The sequence below is a fragment of the Lacinutrix sp. MedPE-SW genome (assembly GCF_001874145.1).
Lineage (GTDB): Bacteria > Bacteroidota > Bacteroidia > Flavobacteriales > Flavobacteriaceae > Lacinutrix.
Genome location: NZ_MPCX01000001.1, coordinates 263,595 through 286,891, shown reverse-complemented (window position 1 = coordinate 286,891; position 23,297 = coordinate 263,595). Strand labels below are relative to the sequence as shown.

The 23,297-nt window shown below is 29.9% G+C and carries 17 protein-coding genes; 11 read left to right on the top strand and 6 right to left on the bottom strand.

The window, feature by feature from the left end; genetic code table 11:
* Positions 1–190 precede the first annotated feature (190 nt).
* Entirely contained in the window at positions 191–2,422 is a 2,232-nt protein-coding gene (locus BM549_RS01260) for an OmpA family protein (protein ID WP_290468591.1), read from the top strand.
* A gap of 108 nt (positions 2,423–2,530) precedes the next feature.
* Here the strand turns inward: BM549_RS01260 and BM549_RS01255 are convergent, their stop codons facing one another.
* A complete protein-coding gene (locus BM549_RS01255) occupies positions 2,531–2,854 on the bottom strand; it encodes a YbaB/EbfC family nucleoid-associated protein (RefSeq protein WP_290468590.1) in 324 nt (107 codons plus the stop codon).
* Positions 2,855–2,990: 136 nt separating this feature from the next.
* On the opposite strand from BM549_RS01255, the gene BM549_RS01250 reads away from it, so the two are divergent.
* From BM549_RS01250 to BM549_RS01240, 3 genes are all read left to right on the top strand, one after another.
* Positions 2,991–5,063, top strand: coding sequence for a S9 family peptidase (locus BM549_RS01250; protein WP_290468589.1), 2,073 nt, complete (start codon positions 2,991–2,993; stop codon positions 5,061–5,063).
* A 70-nt stretch (positions 5,064–5,133) separates the two neighbouring features.
* Complete coding sequence (locus BM549_RS01245) at positions 5,134–6,174, top strand: PLP-dependent cysteine synthase family protein (protein ID WP_013870981.1); 1,041 nt, start codon at positions 5,134–5,136, stop codon at positions 6,172–6,174.
* Between the two features lie 134 nt (positions 6,175–6,308).
* Positions 6,309–7,568 carry an aminotransferase class I/II-fold pyridoxal phosphate-dependent enzyme gene (locus BM549_RS01240; RefSeq protein WP_290468588.1) on the top strand — a complete coding sequence of 420 codons (1,260 nt, stop codon included), beginning with the start codon at positions 6,309–6,311 and terminating at the stop codon, positions 7,566–7,568.
* Positions 7,569–7,631: 63 nt separating this feature from the next.
* Here BM549_RS01240 and BM549_RS01235 read toward each other — a convergent pair whose 3' ends face one another.
* Entirely contained in the window at positions 7,632–8,756 is a 1,125-nt protein-coding gene (locus BM549_RS01235) for a GTP cyclohydrolase (protein ID WP_290468587.1), read from the bottom strand.
* Between the two features lie 3 nt (positions 8,757–8,759).
* The gene (locus BM549_RS01230) at positions 8,760–9,836 is read right to left on the bottom strand and encodes a transporter (RefSeq protein WP_290468586.1); all 1,077 of its coding nucleotides are present in this window, start codon (positions 9,834–9,836) and stop codon (positions 8,760–8,762) included.
* Positions 9,837–9,946: 110 nt separating this feature from the next.
* Between BM549_RS01230 and BM549_RS01225 the strand changes: the two genes are divergently transcribed.
* The 4 genes from BM549_RS01225 to BM549_RS01210 all read left to right on the top strand — a co-directional run bounded on the left by BM549_RS01225 (position 9,947) and on the right by BM549_RS01210 (position 15,475).
* Positions 9,947–10,204 carry a DUF4834 family protein gene (locus BM549_RS01225; protein WP_290468585.1) on the top strand — a complete coding sequence of 86 codons (258 nt, stop codon included), beginning with the start codon at positions 9,947–9,949 and terminating at the stop codon, positions 10,202–10,204.
* Between the two features lie 78 nt (positions 10,205–10,282).
* Entirely contained in the window at positions 10,283–12,700 is a 2,418-nt protein-coding gene (locus tag BM549_RS01220; RefSeq protein ID WP_290468584.1) for a YfhO family protein, read from the top strand.
* The gene (locus BM549_RS01215) at positions 12,690–13,985 is read left to right on the top strand and encodes a glycosyltransferase family 4 protein (protein WP_290468583.1); all 1,296 of its coding nucleotides are present in this window, start codon (positions 12,690–12,692) and stop codon (positions 13,983–13,985) included. The genes BM549_RS01220 and BM549_RS01215 overlap by 11 nt, the downstream gene beginning before the upstream one ends.
* A 35-nt stretch (positions 13,986–14,020) precedes the next feature.
* A complete protein-coding gene (locus tag BM549_RS01210; RefSeq protein WP_290468582.1) occupies positions 14,021–15,475 on the top strand; it encodes a lipopolysaccharide biosynthesis protein in 1,455 nt (484 codons plus the stop codon).
* Between the two features lie 78 nt (positions 15,476–15,553).
* Here the strand turns inward: BM549_RS01210 and BM549_RS01205 are convergent, their stop codons facing one another.
* Complete coding sequence (locus BM549_RS01205) at positions 15,554–16,669, bottom strand: hypothetical protein (protein ID WP_290468581.1); 1,116 nt, start codon at positions 16,667–16,669, stop codon at positions 15,554–15,556.
* Positions 16,670–16,798: 129 nt separating this feature from the next.
* Between BM549_RS01205 and BM549_RS01200 the strand changes: the two genes are divergently transcribed.
* Entirely contained in the window at positions 16,799–17,410 is a 612-nt protein-coding gene (locus tag BM549_RS01200) for a DEAD/DEAH box helicase (RefSeq protein WP_290468580.1), read from the top strand.
* 58 nt (positions 17,411–17,468) lie between these two features.
* Here the strand turns inward: BM549_RS01200 and BM549_RS01195 are convergent, their stop codons facing one another.
* Positions 17,469–18,173, bottom strand: coding sequence for a hypothetical protein (locus BM549_RS01195; protein WP_290468579.1), 705 nt, complete (start codon positions 18,171–18,173; stop codon positions 17,469–17,471).
* 214 nt (positions 18,174–18,387) lie between these two features.
* On the opposite strand from BM549_RS01195, the gene BM549_RS01190 reads away from it, so the two are divergent.
* Positions 18,388–19,440, top strand: coding sequence for a DUF3667 domain-containing protein (locus tag BM549_RS01190; RefSeq protein WP_290468578.1), 1,053 nt, complete (start codon positions 18,388–18,390; stop codon positions 19,438–19,440).
* A 16-nt stretch (positions 19,441–19,456) separates the two neighbouring features.
* On the opposite strand, the gene uvrA is transcribed toward BM549_RS01190, so the two are convergent.
* Positions 19,457–22,243, bottom strand: a complete 2,787-nt coding sequence (gene uvrA, locus BM549_RS01185; RefSeq protein WP_290468577.1) for an excinuclease ABC subunit UvrA — start codon at positions 22,241–22,243, stop codon at positions 19,457–19,459.
* A 230-nt stretch (positions 22,244–22,473) separates the two neighbouring features.
* Here uvrA and BM549_RS01180 point away from each other — a divergent pair, with 230 nt between their 5' ends.
* Positions 22,474–23,058: a sigma-70 family RNA polymerase sigma factor gene (locus tag BM549_RS01180; RefSeq protein WP_290468576.1), complete on the top strand. Its 585-nt coding sequence runs from the start codon at positions 22,474–22,476 to the stop codon at positions 23,056–23,058.
* Positions 23,059–23,297: the final 239 nt, after the last annotated feature.

Genomic DNA, 23,297 nt, shown 5'->3' with positions numbered 1-23,297 from the left:
TTGTCATCTGGTTATTGAGTTAAATAAAATTTTAACGAGGTTTATTGCATTTCGTCGAAATATTAAGGAAACTTTAACAAATTAAATAAGATTCTGTTTGATAACATATAATTTTATCGGAAATTAGTAAACATGGCTGATGGTAAACATTAGTTAATTAATCTTTAAAATAACCATAAAACTTTCAAAAATGAAAAAAGTATTACTAACAATTTTATCTTTTGTAGTCTGCACAATTGCATTTGCACAAGATTTACCAACAAACCCAGATCCGGGAAAATGTTACAAGCGATGTGTGACGCCTGATGTATGGGTAAATCAAGATGTGACTATACAAGTTGCGCCAGCGTACAAAAAGTTAAAAGTTGTACCAGCACAGTATAGAACAGAAAATGAAGAAGTAGTAGTTCAGTCTGCTGGTCAAGAATTATCAGTAGTACCAGCTCAATACGAAACTCAAACTTTCGAAGTAGAAGTACAAGGTCCATCTCAAAGACTTGAAAAAGTTGCTGGATCTACAGATACTACAACTGAAGAAATGATTGTTCAACCAGGTTATCAAGAATTAACAGTAGTACCAGCAAAGTACGAAACTCAAAATTTTGATGTAACAACTTCTGAAGGAGGACAAACTTTAGCTGTAATACCAGCAAAATTAGGAACTGAAAACTTTGAAGTAGTTGTACAAGAAGCTAGTCAGAGATTAGAAGTAGTACCTGCTAAATATGAAACAAGAACAGAAACTGTAATTGTTCAGCAAGCATACCAAAAACTAGAATCTATTCCTGCACAATATGAAACAAGAACAGAAACTGTTGTTGTTACAGAAGCTGGACAGCGTATGGAAGTAGTACCTGCTAAGTGGGGAACAGAAACTGTTGAAGTTGTTGTGCAACCTGCATCTTCTAGATTAGAAATAGTACCAGCTCAATATGGTACAGAAACTGTTGAAGTTGTTGTTAGCGAAGCTAGCCAACGTTTAGAAGTTATTCCTGCTAAATGGGGAACAGAAACTTTATCTTATAAGAAAAGAGAATATGGTTCTACATTAACTGTAGTTCCAGCAAAGTTTTCTTCAGATTACCAAGTAATAGAAACTAAGCCTGCTACAGCTAAATGGGGTATGAGTGATACACCTGCTGCAGATTGTGCTTCAAGTGATCCTAATGATTGTAGATACTGGTGTTACAAAAATGTACCAGCTCAAAACATAACTGTAAATACAACTACTTTAGCAGCAGATGCTCAAGTAATTACTAAGCCAGGATGTGATACTGCTACTAATAATGGTGAAGATTGTGGTATGGGAACTTATACTAGAAGAGTTGTACAAACTCCAGCAACAACAAGAGTCATAGAAATTCCTGCTGTAACTAAAACAGTTAAAAAAACGGTTATGACTCAGCCTCCAACAACAAGAGTAATAGAAATTCCAGCTGTAACTAAAACAATTAAAAAAACTGTTTTAGTTGCTCCAGCAACAACAAGAGTAATTGATATTCCTGCAGTAACTAAAGAGGTTACAAGAAGAGTTATGGTAACTCCTCCAACAACAAGAGTAATTGATGTACCAGCGGTAACTAAAGAAGTTAAAAGAACTGTTATGGTAACGCCTCCAACTACAAGAGTAGTAGAGATTCCTGCAGTAACTAAAACAATGAAGCGTACTGTAGTTGCAACACCAGCAACAACAAGAGTAACAGAGATTCCTGCTACAACTAAAACTATGAAGCGTACTGTAATGGCAACGCCTCCAACTTCTAGAGCAATTGATATTCCTGCAAAAACAACAGTAATTAGAAAATCTGTTCTTTCTCCAGAAACTACAAGAGCAGTTGAAATTCCAGCAGTAACTAAAACAATGAAGCGTACAGTAATGGTTACGCCTCCAACAACTAGAGTAATTGAAGTCCCTCAAAAAACAGCTACTTTAAAGAAAACTGTTTTAGCTAACGATGCTAGAGTAGAAGAAGTAACAATACCTGCTGTTAACAAAACTGTAACTAAAGAAGTTTTACAAACAAAAGGTGGTTTAACAACTTGGGCTGAAGTAGATTGTAAATTAGTAGAGTATAACAGTCTTAATATAAACTGGGATTTAGGTTCTGCTACATTAACTCCAGCAGCAAGAGCAGAAATTGATAGAGTATTAATACCTGTATTAGCAGATGGTGTTTCAGTAGAAATTGCATCTCACACAGATTCTAGAGGTTCTAAAGCGTCTAACCGTTCTTTATCTGAAAGAAGAGCACAAGCAGTAACTAACTACTTAATTTCAAAAGGAATTAATTCTTCAAGAATTGTTTCTAATGGATTTGGTGAGTCTAGATTATTAAACAATTGTTCAGATGGTGTTTCTTGTACAGAAAGAGATCATAGAGTAAACAGAAGAACTCAATTTAGAGTTATTGATGCTAATTAAGATAAAGTAATCTTATTTCATTATAATAAAAAAGGAAACCGAAAGGTTTCCTTTTTTTATTAAATTTTTAACTACACTTTTTACGTTTAAAATCTGTGTAGTTTTTTTTTATTTAAACATATCCATACCTGGTATATTAGGCATACCTTCTTTAGTTACCGCAGCAATTTCAGTTTCATTAACTTCTGTAGCACGAGCAATGGCTTTATTTAGTGTAAGAATTAAATAATCTTCTAATTGTTCTTTATCCTCTAAAAGAGAATCGTCTATAGCTATAGATTTAATACTTCTATTGGCAGTAATAGTAACATTTAATAAATTATCGTTACTTTTTTCATCAATTAAAACACTATCTAAACGCGTTTTTGTTTCTTCAACTTTCTTTTGGGTTTCTTTTAATTTGCCCATCATTCCCATTAAATCTCCAAACATAATTTTCTTTTTTAAATTAATTTTAATACAAATTTATTAAAATCAATGGTTAATAACCAATAGCATATCTATTATAAAATTTAGAGTTTTTATTTCTATAAAACTTACTTTTGTAAATTCTAAAAATAAATTACTCATGATATTAAATAATGAAGCTTTAATAAAAGAACCAAAAGCTAAAAAAATAGAAAAAAAATTAGAATGTCATAATGATGTAAGAATAGACAATTATTTTTGGATGAATGATAGAGAAAATCAAGAGGTAATCGATCATTTAAACGCAGAAAACAACTACACAAAATCTATTTTAAAACATACAGAAGCCTTTCAAAAAGAATTATTTGAGGAGATGAAGGGTAGAATAAAAGAAGACGATACTTCAGTTCCATATAAATTAAATGGTTATTGGTACATAACTAAATATGAAAAAGGAAAAGATTATCCAATTTATACAAGAAAAAAAGAAAGCTTAGAGTCAAAAGAAGAAATAATTTTCGATTGTAATGAAATGGCCAAAGGTCATGCTTACTTTAAACTTGGAGGTATTTCAATTAGTCCAGATAATACAATGGCTAGTTTTTCTATAGATACAGTAAGTCGTAGACAATATACTCTACAAGTAAAAAATTTAGTGACAGGCGAAATTTTTTCAGATAAAATAGAAAATACCACAGGAAGTTCAACTTGGGCAAACGATAATAAAACTTTGTTTTATACAAAAAAAGATGCTGTTACTTTACGCTCAAATAAAATTTATAAACATAAATTATATACTAAAGAAGAAGATGACATATTAGTATTTCATGAAGAAGATGAAACCTTTAATGCCTTTGTGTATAAAACAAAATCTAAAAAATATATTGTAATAGGATGTTCAAGTACATTAACATCAGAATATCGTTTTTTAGACGCTAATACTCCAGACGCTGAGTTTAAAATATTTCAAGAGCGAGAACGTAAGTTAGAATACTCTATAGCCCATTATGATGATAGTTTTTATATAATTACAAATAATAATGAAGCTACAAATTTCAAATTACAAAAAACATCTATACATGCTACAGAAAAGTCAAATTGGGTAGACGTATTACCACATAGAGAAGAAGTATTATTAGAAGATATAGAGATTTTTAAAAATTATTTAGTTGTAAATGAGAGAGAAAATGGTTTAAATAAAATAAGAATTATAAGTTGGGATAAAACAGAAGACTATTACTTAGATTTTAACAGTGAAACCTATACAGCAAGTTTAGGTAATAACCCAGATTTTAACAGCAATACACTTAGGTACAGTTACAACTCATTAACAACACCAAGCTCTGTAATAGATTATAATTTTTCAACAAAAAAAAGTGAAGTAAAAAAAGAACAAGAAGTATTAGATAAGAATTTCGATAAAAATAATTATACATCACAACGTGTATGGGCTACAGCAAAAGATAATACAAAAATACCAATGTCTATTGTTTATAAAAAAGGAATAGAATTAAATGGAGAAAATCCAGTATTACAATATGCTTATGGCTCTTATGGTTCTACAATAGATCCATATTTTTCAACCATAAGATTAAGTTTACTAGATCGTGGTTTTATATATGTAATTGCTCATGTTCGAGGTAGCGAATATTTAGGCCGTGAATGGTACGAAAATGGAAAACTATTAAAAAAAATAAATACGTTTACAGATTTTATAGACTGTTCTAAATATTTAATTGAAAATAAATACACATCACCAAAGCATTTATACGCAATGGGTGGCAGCGCAGGAGGTTTATTAATTGGCGCAGTTATAAATATAAATCCAGAGCTATATAATGGTGTAATTGCAGCAGTACCATTTGTAGATGTAGTTACAACAATGCTAGATGATACTATACCATTAACCACAGGAGAATATGATGAATGGGGAAACCCAAATGAAGAAACGTATTATAAATACATGAAATCATATTCACCATACGATAATGTTGCGGCTAAAAACTATCCAAATATTTTAGTAACAACAGGACTTCATGATTCGCAAGTACAGTATTTTGAACCAGCAAAATGGGTAGCAAAATTAAGAGAATTAAAAACAGATAAAAATAAATTAATTTTTCATATCGATATGGAAGCGGGTCATGGCGGTGCTTCTGGAAGATTTGAAAGTTTAAAAGAAGTTGCATTAGAATATGCTTTTTTATTAGATTTAGAAGAAATAGCCCATTAAAAATAATTTTCTTATTTTTGCGAGGTTTTTGGTTACAATTCTAACTAAAGTAACAGATCAAATATTGTTTATGGCACAAAACAAACAAGTTTTTGAAAATGTATTAGACTTAATTGGTAATACACCTTTGATAAAACTAAATAAAATGACATCAGAGTACAAAGCTGATTTTTTCGCAAAAGTAGAAGCTTTCAATCCAGGTCACTCATCAAAAGATAGAATAGCGCTTTATATTATTGAGCAGGCTGAAAAGCAAGGCATCATTAAACCGGGTGACACTATAATAGAAACTACTTCTGGTAATACAGGATTTAGTATAGCTATGGTTAGTGTAATTAAAGGTTATGATTGCATATTAGCAGTAAGCTCTAAATCTTCGGCAGATAAAATAGACATGCTTAAAAACATGGGAGCCAAAGTTTACGTTTGCCCAGCAAATGTAAGTGCAGATGACCCAAGATCTTACTATCAAGTAGCAAAACGTTTACATGATGAAATAAAAGGTTCGGTTTATATCAACCAATATTTCAATCAATTAAACATAGATGCTCACTATGCAACTACAGGTCCAGAGATTTGGAATCAAACTAATGGTGAAATTACACATTTGGTAGCTTGTAGTGGTACAGGAGGAACCATTTCTGGTACAGCAAAATATTTAAAAGAACAAAACCCTAATATTAAAGTAATAGGAGTAGATGCTTTTGGTTCTGTAATAAAAAAATATCATGAAACTAGAGAGTTTGATGATAAAGAAATTTATCCATACCGTATTGAAGGTTTAGGTAAAAACTTAATACCAACAGCTACAGATTTTGATGCAATAGATAAATTTATAAAAGTAACAGACGAAGAAAGTGCTCACACAGCACGTGAAATTGCTAAAACCGAAGGTTTATTTGTAGGTTACACCTCTGGTGCAGCAATGCAAGCAGTAAAACAATTAGTTGAAGCAGGAGAATTTAAAGCAACAGACAAAGTAGTTGTTATATTTCCAGATCACGGTTCACGATACATGAGTAAAGTATACAGTGATAAATGGATGAGTGATCAAGGCTTTTTTGATAGTAAAAATGAAGAAGCAGCACAGAGCATTCAATATATAAAATAATACATATTATTATGTAACATAAGCTGATGCACTACGTATCAGCTTTTTTTTGTTAACAATAGTATATAAAAATAATAGGCAAAAAACACAGAATTATGTAGTTTTGTAAATTCTGAACTAACGAAATAGCATTAATGAAAGATTTATTTGAAAAAATATACAGAGATAAAGGACCATTAGGTAAATGGGCTGAACAAGCAGAAGGTTATTTTGTTTTTCCTAAATTAGAAGGTGAAATTTCCAATAGAATGAAATTTCAAGGAAAAGAAGTTATTACTTGGAGTATTAACGATTATTTAGGTTTAGCAAATCATCCAGAAGTTCGTAAAGTAGATGCAGAAGCAGCTGCAGAATATGGTTCTGCTTACCCAATGGGAGCAAGAATGATGTCTGGTCACACAGAGTTACATGAGCAATTACAAAATGAATTAGCAGAGTTTGTAAGCAAAGAAGCAGCTTACCTTTTAAACTTTGGTTATCAAGGTATGGTTTCTACTGTAGATGCATTAGTTTCTAAAGATGATATTATTGTTTATGATGTAGACGCTCACGCATGTATTATAGATGGAGTTCGTTTGCATATGGGTAAACGTTTTACTTACAAACACAATGATGTAGAAAGTCTAGAAAAAAATCTAGAGCGTGCTACAAAAATGGCAGAACAAACAGGTGGAGGAATTTTAGTGATTTCTGAAGGTGTTTTTGGAATGCGTGGTGAACAAGGTCGTTTAAAAGAAATAGTTGCACTTAAAGAAAAGTATAATTTTAGGTTATTTGTTGACGATGCTCACGGTTTTGGAACCTTAGGTAAAACTGGTGCAGGAGCAGGAGAAGAGCAAGGAGTACAAGATGGTATAGATGTTTATTTTGCAACCTTTGCTAAATCTTTAGCAAGTACAGGAGCATTTATAGCTGCCGATCAAGAGATTATAGACTACTTAAAATATAACTTAAGATCTCAAATGTTCGCAAAGTCACTACAAATGCAATTAGTTGTAGGTGCTTTAAAACGTTTAGATATGTTGCGTACAATGCCAGAGTTAAAAGAAAACTTATGGAAAATTGTAAACGCATTACAATCTGGATTAACAGAAAGAGGTTTTGATATTGGAACCACACAAAGTTGTGTAACACCAGTATACCTTAATGGTAGTATTCCTGAAGCAATGGCTTTAGTAAAAGATTTAAGAGAAAACTATGGTATATTTTGTTCTATAGTAGTGTATCCAGTTATTCCTAAAGGATTAATTTTATTACGTATGATACCTACAGCTACACATACTATTGAAGATGTAAATGAAACTCTAGATGCTTTTGATGCTATTAGATCGCGTTTAGAAAATGGTACTTATAAAAGAATGTCTGCTGCTTTAATGAAAGCAATGGGTGAATAATATATTTAAGAATACAATAAAAAAAATCCGATTCGTTAGAATCGGATTTTTTTTTTAATACGTTTAGTAAGTTATATCTTTTCTAAAAGTTTTTCTACGCTTTACAACAACAGGATCAAAATGCTTCCAAATTTTATGTATGGCTTCATTATCTTCTAATTCTGGAGTTCTATAGCAGTTTATAATTCCTTTTTCAGTAAATATTTCATAATATTCATTAAAAATAACAGCATGAATACCTTTGTTTTGATATTCTGGATGTACACCAATTAAATAGAAAACAACGTCTTTACTATTTTTTTTAGCGTTTAATAGTTTTAAAAAACCAAAAGGAAAAAGTTTACCTTTCATTTTTTGTAAAGCATGAGCAAATCTAGGCATTACAATAGCAAAGGCAACCATCTCATCATGCTCGTCTACTACAAATTTAATGTATTCAGGATTTATAAATGAAATAAATTTTTTCTTAAAATAGGCTTTTTGTATATCAGTAATTTCAACAAAAGAGGATAAAGACGCGTAAGAGCTATTAAATAAATCGAACATCTTATCTGCATAAGGCATAACTTCTTCAGTTTTTGTAAACTTTAAAGCTTTTAATTTATAGCGCCTTTTTATTAATTCCTGAGCTTTTTTAAAGAATTCAGGTTTAACATTTTTAAACGGGAATCTACTTTCAGAATAAGATTTTTCAACAGTATAGCCTAGAGCTTCATAATGTTTTACATAATATTCATGGTTGTACCAAGTAATCATATTACTTATCTCTTCAAAACCTTCGGTCATTACTCCAACTTTATCTAAGTTAGAAAAACCTACAGGACCTTCTGTATACTCTAAATTATGTTGTTTTCCTATAGAAACTACTTGTTCTAAAAGTGCTTTAGATACTTCTAAATCATCAATAAAATCAAACCAACCAAATCGCATTTTCTTTTGGTTTTGATTTTTTACTTCTAGCCAATTAATTATAGCTGCAACTCGACCTACAATTTTTCCGTTTTTATATGCTAAAAAGAAAGTAGCTTCAGCATCATTAAAAATTGGGTTTTTATCCTTACTAAAAGTTTCTAATTCTTGATTTATAATAGGAGGAACCCAATATTTAGAATCTTTATAAAGCGAAAAAGGAAAAGTTACAAAAGCTTTAAGCTCTTTTTTAGTTTTAGCTGGTTTTACTGTAATCATATATTAATCTTCATCATCAAAATCGATGTCTTGTAATTCTTTTTTACGTTTTTTATCGCCACCAGAACCATCTTTGTCTTTATTTTTCTTCTTATTTCTTCTTTTATTGGCTCTACGTTCTGCTTCTTCTTCGGCAGAAGTACCATTGTCAAGACCTGGATCTTTATGGAAATCTAAACGGTAAGATACACCAAAGTTTACACTAAAAACTGATGGAGTATCTTTAGTATTAAAGGTTAGTGCAGTATCTAATTGAAAGTTTTTATTCCATAAATATGCGCCTCCAAATCTAAATAAATTATCTGCATAAAAATCACTTTTTATACCTTGAGTTTCTCCAAATAAAACCCATTGATCACTTATAGACTTGGTAAGTGTTAATATATATTGAAATTCGAAAGGGTTTACTGGTTCGCCATTTACAAATACTTCACCTCCAGTATCAGATTTTGTTTTTGTAAACGGTCTATTTCCAATAAAATTCATTACAAAAACCCAACCACTAGAAAAATTGTTTTGAGTAGCTATCATGATTTTAGGACTAAAACCACTAACTCCTGGTGGCGTATATGGGTTGTCTTCTGTATCATAATTACCGCCAACATAAACTGCAACAGCAGGAATTAAATCTCCCCATTTAAAGCGTTTATTCGCATGGTAGCTATATAGATTTGGTTTTTCTTCTCCTTTGTTTTTATAAGGATCATAAACTAAATATTTTGCACCTAAAGTAAGTGTTTTAAAATTTGCACGTTTTTGTTCTGTAGTTATAAATGAGCGATAATCTGTTCTGGTATCGTTTTGGTAAGAACCTTCTAAATTAATTTCTAATTGTGGTAATAACAAGCCATATCTAGCAGCAAAGTCAATACCAAAACCTTTATCTTCTCTCTTTAAAGGTGTGTGTTCTTCGTTAACTGTATAAGGTCCAGCTTCAAACTGTACAACATTTGTACCTACAGAAAAAGCCGATCTAGATACTCCAGGTCTATTAGAATTTATAACTTCGGTATATTGGGCATTAGCCATATAAACAAAAGCAAACAGAAATATTAAAAGATAAATTTGTCTTAGACGCATAAGTGATAGGTTTGCCTCAAATATAGAGATTTTATATTTTTTTTAGGTATTAATAATTAAAATTAAAGCCTAACTATTGTATTTTTGTACAGCAATTATTGAAGTAGATTATGTTAAAAATATTATTAATTATATTACTTGTTTATTTTGGTGTTAAAATTCTCTCTAGACTTTTTGCACCTGTATTACTTAAATACTTATCTAACAAAGCTGCCGAGCGTTTTGGAGGTCAGTTTAGAGATTTTGGTAATCAAAAACAGCAATCACCAAGACAAAAAGAAGGTGAGATTTCTATAGAAAAAATGCCAAATAAAAAAGAATCTAATACTACAGTTGGGGAATATGTTGATTACGAAGAGATTGATTAAGTAGTAATTTCATTTTACTTACAACACTTTTCTAAAAAATTATGATTAATTTTCACTTTCATAATTTCAAACTATTTTATGCAACCACCGTTTAAAAAACTCCTACCACATTTATTAGTATTTATTGGTTTTATAATCCTTTCTTTGGCTTATTTTAGTCCAGTTTTACAAGGAAAACAAATTTTGCAAAGTGATATCGTTCAATATAACGGTATGGCAAAACAGCAGCGTGATTTTAAAGCTGCTACTGGACAAGAAACCTATTGGACTAATAGTGCTTTTGGTGGTATGCCTACGTATCAATTAGGAGCAAGATACCCTCATAATTACATTAAAAAATTAGACTCTGCATTACGTTTTTTACCAAGACCTGCAGATTATCTTTTTCTGTATTTTCTAGGATTTTACATACTGCTAATAAGTTTAAAAGTAGATTTTAAATTGGCAGCACTTGGAGCTTTAGCTTTTGGTTTTTCTACATATTTAGTAATTATTTTAGGAGTAGGCCATAATAGTAAAGCACATGCTATTGCTTATATGCCTCTAGTTTTAAGCGGAATTATTCTCACCTTTAGAAAAAAGTATATTCTTGGCTTTTTGGTCACTGCTATCGCTATGGGATTAGAGTTAGTTGCTAACCATTTTCAAATGACTTACTATTTGTTAATACTAGTAATTATATTAGGTATTGCATACTTAATAGATGCTTATAAAAAGCAAATATTACCACATTATTTTAAATCTGTTGGTATTATGGTTGTAGCTGTTATTCTTGCTATAGGAATGAATGCTACAAATATTTTAGCCACACAAGAATATGTGAAAGAAAGTACCAGAGGAAAAAGTGAATTAACCATAAACCCAGATGGCTCTCCAAAACCAGTAGCTACAGGATTACCAAAAGAAAAGATTACAGAATATAGTTACGGGTTTTTAGAAACATTTAATTTATACATTCCAAGACTTTTAGGTGGAGGAATGAGTGAAAATGTAGGTAAAGATTCTGCTTTTTACGATTTCTATATTTCTCAAGGAGCATCGCCATTGCAAGCTAAAGACGCAGTAAAAACGGCACCGCTTTATTGGGGAAGTCAACCTATTGTTGAAGCTCCAGCGTATGTAGGAGCAGTAGTTCTTTTTCTTTTTGTTTTTGCTTTATTTTTAATTAAAGGACGATTAAAATGGTGGATTGTTGGAGGCGCAGTAATTTCATTACTACTATCCTACGGAAAGAATTTAGAATTTTTAACCAACTTTTTTATAGATTATGTTCCTTTTTACGATAAGTTTAGAGCAGTAACTTCTATACAAGTAATTTTAGAATTATGTATACCAATACTTGCAATTTTTGGTTTAACTCGATTATTTAACAATTTTGAAAAAGAAGAACAAAAAAAGAAAGCTTTACTGTATAGTGTTAGTATAACAGCAGGATTAGCTGTAATATTTCTTTTATTTAGATATACTGGAATTTTAGATTTTGAAGGCGGAAGAGATGCTAGTTTTAAACAAAATTATGGTCCAGATTTTTTAAACGCTATAGTTGAAGACCGAAAATCTATTTTCACCACAGATACATTAAGATCATTAATATTAGTTTTATTATCTGGAAGTATTATTTACCTGTTTATAAATAAAAAAATATCTGAAGTAAAAGTTATTATTGCTTTTGCAGCACTTATAATTTTCGATTTAGTTGGTGTAGATAGGCGTTATGTTAATACCGAAAATTTTGTATCTGCAAGACAAGTATCACAACCGTTTCAAGCCAATGCAGCAGATGCCCAAATTTTAAATGATAAAGAAAACTTTAGAGTGTTTGATGTTGCTTCTGGTGGAGCAAAAGCATCATTTTTCCATAATTCATTAACAGGATATCATGCAGCAAAATTAAAACGTTATGATGAGTTATTCGATTTTTATATTGCTCAAAATAATTTGAATGTTTTAAATATGCTAAATACTAAGTATATTATAGCTCCAGACGAATCACAAAAACCGTATCCATATTTAAATAAAGATGCAAATGGAAATGCTTGGTTTATTGAAGATTTAAAGAAAGTAAATTCTGCAAATGAAGAAATTACAAGTTTAGCAAATTTAGATACTAAAAAAGAAGCGGTTTACACTAATGAAGAAACATTAAATTCAAAATATAAAGTAGATTCTTTAGCATCAATTTCTGTTTTAGAATATAAGCCTAACTATATTAAATACGAATCTAAAAACCTAAATGATGGTTATGCAGTTTTTTCAGAAATATATTATAAAGAAGGATGGCATGCATACATAGATGGTACTAAAGCACCTTTTAACCGTGTTAATTATGTACTTAGAGGTATGCAAATTCCAAAAGGAAGGCATATTATAGAGTTTAAATTTGAACCAGAAGTTGTGCAACAAGGTATTACAATCTCACTAGCAAGCTCTGGAGTATTGTTACTTTTAATTATAGGCGGATTATTTTACAGTTTGAAACAAAAAAATGAAGAATAAAAAGGTTTTAATTATTACATATTATTGGCCACCAGCTGGAGGACCAGGCGTACAACGTTGGCTAAAATTTGTAAAATATTTGCCAGAATTTGGCGTAGAACCTATTGTTTATTGTCCTTATAATCCTATTTATCCTCAGGTTGATGAGAGTCTTCTAGATGAAGTACCTGAGAATATTACCATTTTAAAGCAACCTATTAGAGAACCATACAAGCTAGCTAATTTTTTTTCTAAACAGTCTAAAACAATTAGTAAAGGCATAATTCCAGAAAACGAAAAACAAGGACTGTTGCAAAAAGCAATGCTTTATATTCGTGGCAATTTTTTTATACCTGATGCACGAAAAGGTTGGGTTAAACCATCGTTTAAATATCTATCTACTTATATTTCAGATTTTGATATAGATACTATTATAACTACTGGTCCGCCACATAGTTTACACTTAATAGGATTAAAATTAAAAGAAAAATACAGTGATTTAAATTGGATTGCAGATTTTAGAGATCCATGGACAACTATTGGCTATCATAAACAACTAAAATTAACAAAAGCTTCTAAAAAGAAACATAAAATTCTTGAAAAAGCAGTTTTAAACTGTGCTAACCAAATTTTAGTAACGAGTAATAATACTAAAAAAGAATTTGAAGCAATTACCAATAATCCAATAACTGTTATTACAAATGGTTATGATAACGAAAACATAGAAAGTGTACCTTTAGATAAAGCATTTACATTTTCACATATTGGGTCTTTACTTTCAAAAAGAAATCCTGAAAATCTTTGGAAGATATTTAAAGAATTAATTAATGAAAACGAAGCATTTAAAAAGGCGTTTAAGTTAGTATTAGTAGGTTCTGTTAGTGATACTATTTTAAAATCTATTGCAGCATATGGTTTAACCAATTTTTTAGATAATGTAGGCTATGTATCTCATAAAGAATCTGTTAAATACCAAAAAAAATCTCAAGTATTATTACTTATAGAAATAGATTCAATAGACACTAAGGCTATAATACCTGGAAAGTTATTTGAGTATATGGCTTCACAAAGACCAATTCTTGCCATTGGGCCAAAAGATACAGATGTAGAACGTATTTTAAAATCAACCAATAGTGGTAGCTATTTTAATTATAATAGTGATAACGATTTAAAAAATGAAATATTAAAACATTTTGAAGCCTTTAAGCATAACAATTTAAAAGTTAATGCTATAGGTTTAGAGCAATATAGTCGTAAAAATTTAACAAGAGAATTATCTAAAGTTATATTAAAGCCTGTTACGTAGTAGCATATTCTTCAGGTTTTAAATTTTAAAAATATATGGGAGTAGTTGTAAACCAATCTATTAAAAATACTATAATCACTTATATTGGTTTTGGTATTGGTGCAATTAACATCTTGTTTTTATTTACCAATTTTGTTAGTGATACCTATTTTGGTTTAATAACATTTATATTTTCTACGGCAAATATTTTAATGCCACTCATGGCATTTGGTGCACATAACACAATTATAAAATTTTATACTTCTTTTAAAACAAGGCAATCTCAAAACAATTTTTTAAGCTTAATGTTGTTATTGCCGTTGTTACTTATTATTCCTGGGATTTTAATAACTTATTTTTCTTTCGATTTTTTAAGTAACTGGTTGTCATCTCAAAATAGTATTGTAAAAAGTTATACATGGTATATTTTTATTAGTGCAATAGCCTTTGCATATTTCGAAATTTTTTATGCATGGAGTAGAGTGCAAATGCAAAGTGTTTTTGGAAATTTTATGAAAGAAGTATTTCATAGAATTACAACCACTATTTTATTAATTCTATTGTATTTTGGACTCCTTACGGCAGAAGAATTAGTACTTTGTATGGTTGCCGTTTATGTACTTAGAATGTTAATTATGAGTGCTTATGCCTTTAGTTTAAGGTTTCCTATTTTTAAAAGTTTTAAAATTTATAACGGAATTAAAATAATAAAATATGCAGCCTTAATAATTGTTGCAGGCTCTGTAGCCAATATGATTTTAGAAATAGATAAATTCATGATTGGTAAATATGTAACCATAGAAAATGTAGCGTATTACGGTGTTGCTATTTACATTGCAACAGTTATAGGAGTGCCAGCTAGAGCAATGCAGCAAATAACGTACCCATTAACAGCTAAGTTTTTAAATAATAAAAATAATAAAGAGTTAAGCCTACTTTATAGAAAAAGCTCATTAAACCTTTTTATTATTGGTGGCTTTATTTTTTTACTAATTATTTTAAATATAAATCAACTTTATAAACTTTTACCAACCGATTATAGCGAGGGTTTAATAGTTGTTTTTGTAATAGGTATATCAAAACTTTTTGATACTATTTTAGGAAATAATAATGCCATTTTATTTTATAGTGATTATTATAGAGTAGTATTATTAATGGGCGTGTTTTTAGTAATAGCTACCGTTTTATTAAATGTATATTTTATTCCAAACTATGGTATAAACGGAGCTTCTTATGCAACAGCACTAGCCATATTTTTATATAATATTATAAAACTAGGCTTTGTTCATTTTAAAATGAAAATGCAACCATTTACAGTAGCAACAGGTAAAACATTTTGTTTAATTATTGCATGTGTTTTAGCATTTTATTTTTGGGATTTTAGGTTTCATTCTTTATTAAATATTGCTGTAAAATCTCTGTTGCTAGCTATTTGTTATGGCTTTATTGTGTACAGGTTTAATCTTTCAGAAGATGTTACAAGCTTGATAAATAAACTTATAAAACGCTAAAAACCCTGCTAAAATGCTTTGGGAGCACATTATAACAGGATTTTATTTTTTCTGTGTAAATACAGAAAATTCTATATTTTAACCTCTACGGTTTCTTGAGTTTCTAGACGTACTTTTAGAACGTGAACTCGAGCTTCTAGAACTTTTACTTTGTACTTTACTACTTTTTCTAGGTGTAGATTTTACAGCACTTCTAGTTTGTTTTGTTCTAGTAGAACTAGGCCTTACATTTTTAGTTCTAGTACTTTTGGTTCTAACACTAGAACGCGTTATTGGTGTTGCCGCTTTTGTATTGCTTCTTACATTTCCACGCGTATTACTTTTTCTAGTTGTACTCCTTTTAGGTTTAGCATTACTATTATTACGTTGCCCACTAATAATAGCATTATTTCTTGTTCTAGATCTTGGAGCTGTAGCCGTATTATTACGCGTTCTAGATCTTGAGTTTGTAACATTTGCATTACTTCTTCTTGTATGGTTTGCTTTAACGCGGCCATTGGTTCTTGAAGCATAACTTCTATTTCTTACTACAGTATTTCCTCGTCTGCTTGCAACAGCAGTAGTTCTACGGTAGTTATTTCTATAAGGTCTATCGTATCTATAACGAATAGGTGTATAATATTGTCTGTATGGTCTATTATATACTACACAGTAATTTACAGGAGGAATAGCATAAAATCTATGCCAAGGTCTATAAACATAAGCTCTGTTGTAAACATTTATAAAACCAGTATAATGAGAAAATACATTATATGTATTATAGTGAACATATAAACCTCCAACACGAGAAATGTAACCTCTGTTATTATAGTTTATAAAAACATCACCAGCCTGTACAATTCTACCATAGTGGTCGTAAAATATTGGAGTATTTTCAATTTGAATAACGGCGCCAAACTCATCATACTGTACATAAGCGCTATAATCGTAACCCGTATTAAAACTAATATTTACATTATTGGTATTAACCGAAACACCAACATTTGGACCATAATTAGGCATATAGAAATCAAATTGACCATCTGCATAAACAGAGAATTCTATACCTTGTTCATTAAATATAAAAGATTTACCATAACCTCTATAAGCATTTGTAGTATTGGTTTCTATAGATTTTAGCGTGTTAGTATTGTCTGCATTTACAGTAAAACTCGTAAAAAGTAATGCTGAAAAAAAGTACATTAAATGTTTCATAATAATTCGTTTTTAAGATTGAATATTAAGTAAATTACAAGCATCGTGCCAAAATCGAAAAGGTGTATGTTTTGTAAACCGAAGAAATACACGTAGTTTCGCAGTATACTTATAATTAAGCAGTAAAATATGTCTTTTAAAAAATTGAATCCTGAAATTTTAGAAGCTTTAGAAACTAATGGTTTTGAAGCTCCAACACCTTTTCAAAAAAAAGTAATACCTATTATAAAAGGTGGTGCAAATGTTTTTTGTATTGGAAATAAAGGCTGCGGAAAAACAACAGCAATTATTATTAGTGTAATGCAAAAATTAAAAAGTAAAGCCATAGGTGATGCTCCTAGAGCTTTAATTTTAGTTGAAACTAAAGCTGATGCCTTAAAATTAAAAGAAGAATTTGAAAAATTTACAAGACGAACAGATTTAAGGATTTATACCGCTTACGACGAGCAAACTTTAGAGCAACAACGTGAAGAAGTTTATTATGGTCAAGATATTTTAATAGCTACGCCAAAACGCTTAAACAAGCTTTATTTATTAAATAGTTTAGATTTAAGCCAATTAAAAATGTACATTTTAGAAGATGCAGAATTTGCAGAAAAAGGCGCTTATTTTGCAGCAATAAACCGTATTCCAGAAAGTATAGACAAATGTCAATACCTAATATTTGCCGAAAAACTAACACCTAGATTAAAGCGTTTTGAAGACACCTTTATGTTTTTAGCTCAGGTAATAAAACAATAAAAAAAATCCCATAAGCCGTTAGGTTTATGGGATTTTTTAATTCTAAATAATTAAATATCTATTGTTTTGGTTTTACTGTTTTAATTTTTTTCTTTTTTAAAACTTTACCATCTTTTTTATAATAGTAGTGACCGTTATTTGTATTCCAGTTGCTACCTTGATTATTAGAGTGATTACCAGGACTAGTTTGTATTAAATTACCCTGATGTTTATTTCTAAAATTTACAAAACCAGTTGTTTTAATAATTTGCCCGAAACGGTTATACTTTATACGTAAACCACCAACTTGTGTTAACCACCCTTTACGGTTATATTTCATGTAAACACTGCCTAAACGTTTTACCTGGTTGTAACGGTTATAGTTTACAAATACATTACCAACACGTCTTACTTTACCATCGTTATCATGCGTTACAATTACACCGCGACTTCTTGGAGTAGAGTAAGTAACTTGAGTTCCTGGTGCACCAAATGTTCTATTAACACCACTACGTTTTGTGTTTGTATTTCTATAATAACCATCATTATAATTATTATGGTTAGATTCTATATTTGTATTAAAATCGAATGCGCCATCTAGAAAAATTAAAAATTCTACACCGCGCTCAATAAATTGAATAGGTTCTATAAAATTATAATTGTTATTACTAATTCTATTTTCTAATTGTTTAACTTTATTTAAAGATTTCTCTTTTTTTTCAGTTGCTGTTACGGTTGTTAATCCCATTAACAATCCTGTAAATAATAGTACTAATTTTTTCATAGTATTACGGTATTAAATTTATGCGTATTTCTGAGCGTTTCAGAAAAGCTTAAAAGCCTACGCGATTTGTTATATACGTTTTCAATATACGTGCCAAACTGTAAAAGTGTTATTTTTACTAGGTGTTTCAGCCTATTTTAAATAGAGTTTAGTTATTGTTTAAGTTTTTCAAAATTGGTTTTTTATACTATATTTACATGTAGAAACCAACCCAATGTCTTTAGAATATAAAAGCTGCAAAAACTGCGATTCTAATTTTAGAAGTAGTTATAAATACTGTCCAGAGTGTGGCATGAAATCTAAAGAAGAACTTACCTTAGGTGTACTCTTTTACAATACAATAAATAACTATTTACTTTACGACTCTAAGTTTTTTAAAAGTTTTATACCATTAATGCTTAAACCAGGTTTTTTGGCTAATAAATTTATAGCTGGAAAGCGTTTGTCTTTTTTACATCCTGCCCAATTGTACTTGTTTGTAACTTTTATTTTCTTTTTTATGTTCTCGTTTGTAACCAATAAGCAAGAATTAAAACTAAATCAAGAATTTAATAAAGCAACTACAGAAATTAAAAATGAATTAGAAGCTCAAAAAAGTGATTCTTTAAATAGAATAGAATTGTATAACACTTTAAAAAAAACACAGCAGTTTACAGGACAAAATGATAAAGTAATAGATTCTATTGTTGCAAATACAGATTTTAGTAAATCTAAAAATAAAATTAGTTTTGGTTACGATGTAAAAAAAGTAGATTCTTTATTAGATATTAATGCACCTAAAAATGATATTTATCTAGAAATGGGTATGCATGAAAACCCTTACTGGATAGAGAAAATAATCTATCCACAAGTTTTAAAATTTCATCAAGAGCAAAATATAGGAACCATTTGGAATTCTATGATAAAAGCAACGCCAATAGCTCTATTTATACTTTTACCAATATTCGCATTATTATTAAAAATTTTCTATTATAATAAAGGAAAATATGCATACCATTTAGTATTTACATTTTACTTTTTTTCTTATTTGTTTGTAGTATTTAGTATTCTTTTAATTGCCGATTTTATAACTACAGTACCAGGTTGGATAGATTTATTAATATTACTATCTACTTTTATATACTTGGTAATTGCATTAAAAAAGTTTTATAATCAAGGTTGGTTTTTAAGTTATTTAAAAAGTTCTTTAATTACTTTTTTCTTTTTAATATTTGTAATGCCTATAGCTTTTGTAGCACTTGGTTTTATTACTTTTTTACTATACTAAAAAGCAATTTAAAACATTATAATTTTTCTTTTAAATACTTTCCTGTTTCAGAGGTTTTTACTTTTATAATTTCTTCTGGTGTACCAAAAGCCACTAAATTACCACCGTTTTCTCCACCAGTTGGACCTAAATCTATAATGTGGTCTGCACATTTTATTAGTTCTAAATTATGTTCTACAACAATAATAGAATGTCCTTTTTCAATTAAAGCATTAAAAGATTTTAGTAGTTTTTGTATGTCATGAAAATGTAATCCTGTTGTAGGTTCATCAAAAATAAATAATGCAGTTTCTTTAGTGTTTCCTTTTCCTAAAAACGATGCTAATTTAATACGTTGTGCTTCACCACCAGAAAGTGTAGAGGAACTTTGACCTAAGGTTACATAACCTAAACCTACGTCTTGTAAAGGCTGTAATTTATTTTTAATTTTAGTAACATGATTGGTGTCAAAAAATGCAATGGCATCATCAATTGTCATGTTTAAAATATCGTCAATATTCTTATCGGCAAAAGTAACCTCAAGTACTTCTTTTTTAAAGCGTTTACCTTTACAGGTTTCGCATTCTAAATGCACATCGGCCATAAATTGCATTTCTATAGTTACTTCACCTTCACCTTTACAAGTTTCACAACGTCCGCCATCTACATTAAAACTAAAATGCTTGGCTGCATAATTTCTTATAGTACTAAGTTTTTGTTTGCTGTAAAGTGCTCTAATATCGTCGTATGCCTTTATATAAGTTACAGGATTTGATCTAGACGAGCGCCCAATAGGGTTTTGGTCTACAAATTCTATATGTTTTACGTTGCTATAATTCCCTTTTAATTCTGAAAATTGTCCTGGTTTATCACCAAAGCCTGTAAGTTCCTTTTGTATTGCAGGATATAATATTTTTTTAACTAATGTACTTTTTCCACTTCCTGAAACTCCTGTAATTACTGTTAGCATTCCTAATGGAAATGAAACATCAATATTTTTTAAATTGTTTTCGCGAGCACCTTTAATATCTATACTGTATTTAGAGGTTCTTCGTTTTTTTGGTACTTTAATTTTTAAAGATTCATTTAAATACTGTGCTGTTAAAGAGTTAGAAGCTAATATATCTTTAAAGGTTCCTGTTGCAACAACTTGACCTCCAAGTGTACCAGCTTCTGGTCCAATATCTATAATCTCGTCGGCTTCTTTCATTATATCTTCATCATGTTCAACAACAATAACAGTGTTTCCTAAGTCACGTAATGCTTTTAAAACTAAAATTAATCTTTCGGTATCTTTTGGGTGTAAACCAATACTAGGCTCATCTAAAATATACATAGAACCTACCAAGCTACTACCAAGGGAAGTTGCAAGGTTTATACGTTGGCTTTCTCCACCAGATAGTGTGTTAGATTTTCTGTTTAATGTTAAATAATCTAAACCAACATTAGATAGAAATTCTAATCGGTTTTCAATTTCTTTTAATAAGCGTTTTGCAATAGTTGTATCGTGGTCGTTTAACTCCAGTTGTTTAAAAAAGCTGGTAAGTTTATCTAGAGGCATTTCAACCAAATCTGTAAGTGTAGCATTACCAACTTTCACGTAATTAGCTTCTGGTCGTAAACGTTTACCGTCGCAAACTTTACATTTTGTTTTTCCTCTGTAACGGGATAACATAACGCGGTTTTGAATTTTGTAGGCTTTACTTTCTAATTCTGCAAAAAACGAATTTAAGCCTTCAAAATACTTATTGCCTTTCCAAATTAAATCTTTATTTTTTTGACTAAGTTCAAAATAAGGTTTGTGGATAGGAAAATCGAATTTATGCGAGTTATTAACCAATTGATCACGGTACCAACTCATACTTTCACCTCGCCAAGGAAAAATAGCATTGTCGTAAACAGATAATGCAGTATTTGGTATTACTAAATCATCGTCTATACCAATAACATCGCCATAGCCTTCGCATTTTGGACAAGCGCCGTAAGGATTATTAAAACTAAATAAATGAACATTTGGTTCTAGAAAAGTAATACCATCTAACTCAAACTTATTAGAGAATTGCTGCGTGGTATTATCGCTTAATTTTTCGATAAAGCATTCGCCTTTACCTTCAAAAAAAGCAGTTTGTATAGCATCAGCTAGGCGGTTATAAAAATCTTCATCATTTTTAGTTACAATTCTGTCTACAACTAAAAATAAATCTTTAGTATTTTCTGTAATAGCTTCTGCTTTATCTAAACGTAAAACTTCTCCGTTAGCTTTAATTCTAGCATAACCTTGTGCATTTAAAGCTTTTAGTTTGTCACTCATTTCACGACCTTCTTCCAAGTGAATAGGAGCGAGAAGTAGTAGTTTTTCTCCAGGAACAATAGATTTTATATAATTTAAAACATCTGTAACTGTGTCTTTTTTTACTTCTTGACCAGAAATTGGTGAATATGTTTTACCAATTCTTGCAAAAAGTAATTTTAGGTAATCGTAAATTTCTGTTGTTGTTCCTACTGTAGAGCGTGGGTTTGTAGAATTTACTTTTTGCTCTATAGCAATAGCGGGAGCAATACCTTTTATATAATCTACTTTAGGTTTATTAAGCCTACCTAAAAACTGCCTAGCATAACTGGAAAGGCTTTCTACATAGCGTCTTTGTCCTTCGGCATATAAAGTGTCGAATGCTAAACTAGACTTTCCAGACCCAGATAAACCGGTAATAACAACTAATTTATTTCTTGGAATTACAACATCAATATTTTTTAAGTTGTGCAATTTTGCACCTTTAATAATAATATTTTGTTTAGGATTTACTTCGGAAAGCTTAATATTCATAGGTATTTTAATCTAAAAGAAAAACAAAGGTAATACTTATATAGCATCTTATAAAAAAGTTTATTGTGCAATAAAATGTTAAAAATTATTTTTTTTTTGTTTTTTCGGAATGATTGTTGTTATATTTACGCTAATTATAATAAACTAATTCTCAAGCCTATAGTATAATATTACTTTTTTTTTTACAAACCCAAAGCTGAAGCCCTAACTTCTGCAATAAAAGTAATAATATGCGACAAGAACTTATATCTGATGCTACTTTAGTAAGTAGTTATATTAATGGCGACGAATCTTCACTAGAAGTTTTAATTAAAAGGCACAAACAACGTATTTATAGTTTTATTTACTCTAAAGTTTTTGATAGAGATGTCGCTGAAGATGTTTTTCAAGATACTTTTATAAAGGTTATACGTACCTTAAAAAAAGGTAAATATAATGAAGAAGGTAAGTTTTTACCTTGGGTTATGCGTATAGCTCATAATCTTGTTATTGATTATTTTAGAAAAAATAATCGTATGCCCAAGTTTGATAACGGTGGAGAATTTAGCATTTTCTCTGTATTAAGTGATTCTACATTAAACGCAGAAAAAGCAATTATTAAAGATCAAGTAGAAAGTGATGTTAGGCGCTTAATAGAAGAGTTACCAGGCGACCAAAAGGAAGTTTTAGTAATGCGTATGTATCAAGATATGAGTTTTAAAGAAATCTCTGAACGCACTGGAGTTAGTATAAACACTGCATTAGGGCGTATGAGATATGCATTAATTAACATGCGAAAAATTATAGAAAAACATAATATTATTTTAACAAATTAATATTTACAATATTAGAAAGAAAGTTGCGTTATATATTTGATTTTAAACAAACAAATACATGGCAAAACTTTACTCTAAGAATTCAAAAACGAACAAACAAATGAACCCAAAAGATGAGACAGTAAGTTTCATTCTTAATTATTCCAAGGCTTTAAGTGTTATAAATTATAAAAAAATGAAGTTTGAAGCGCTTCTGAATTAGACTAAAAAATCCTGATTTAATAAATCAGGATTTTTTT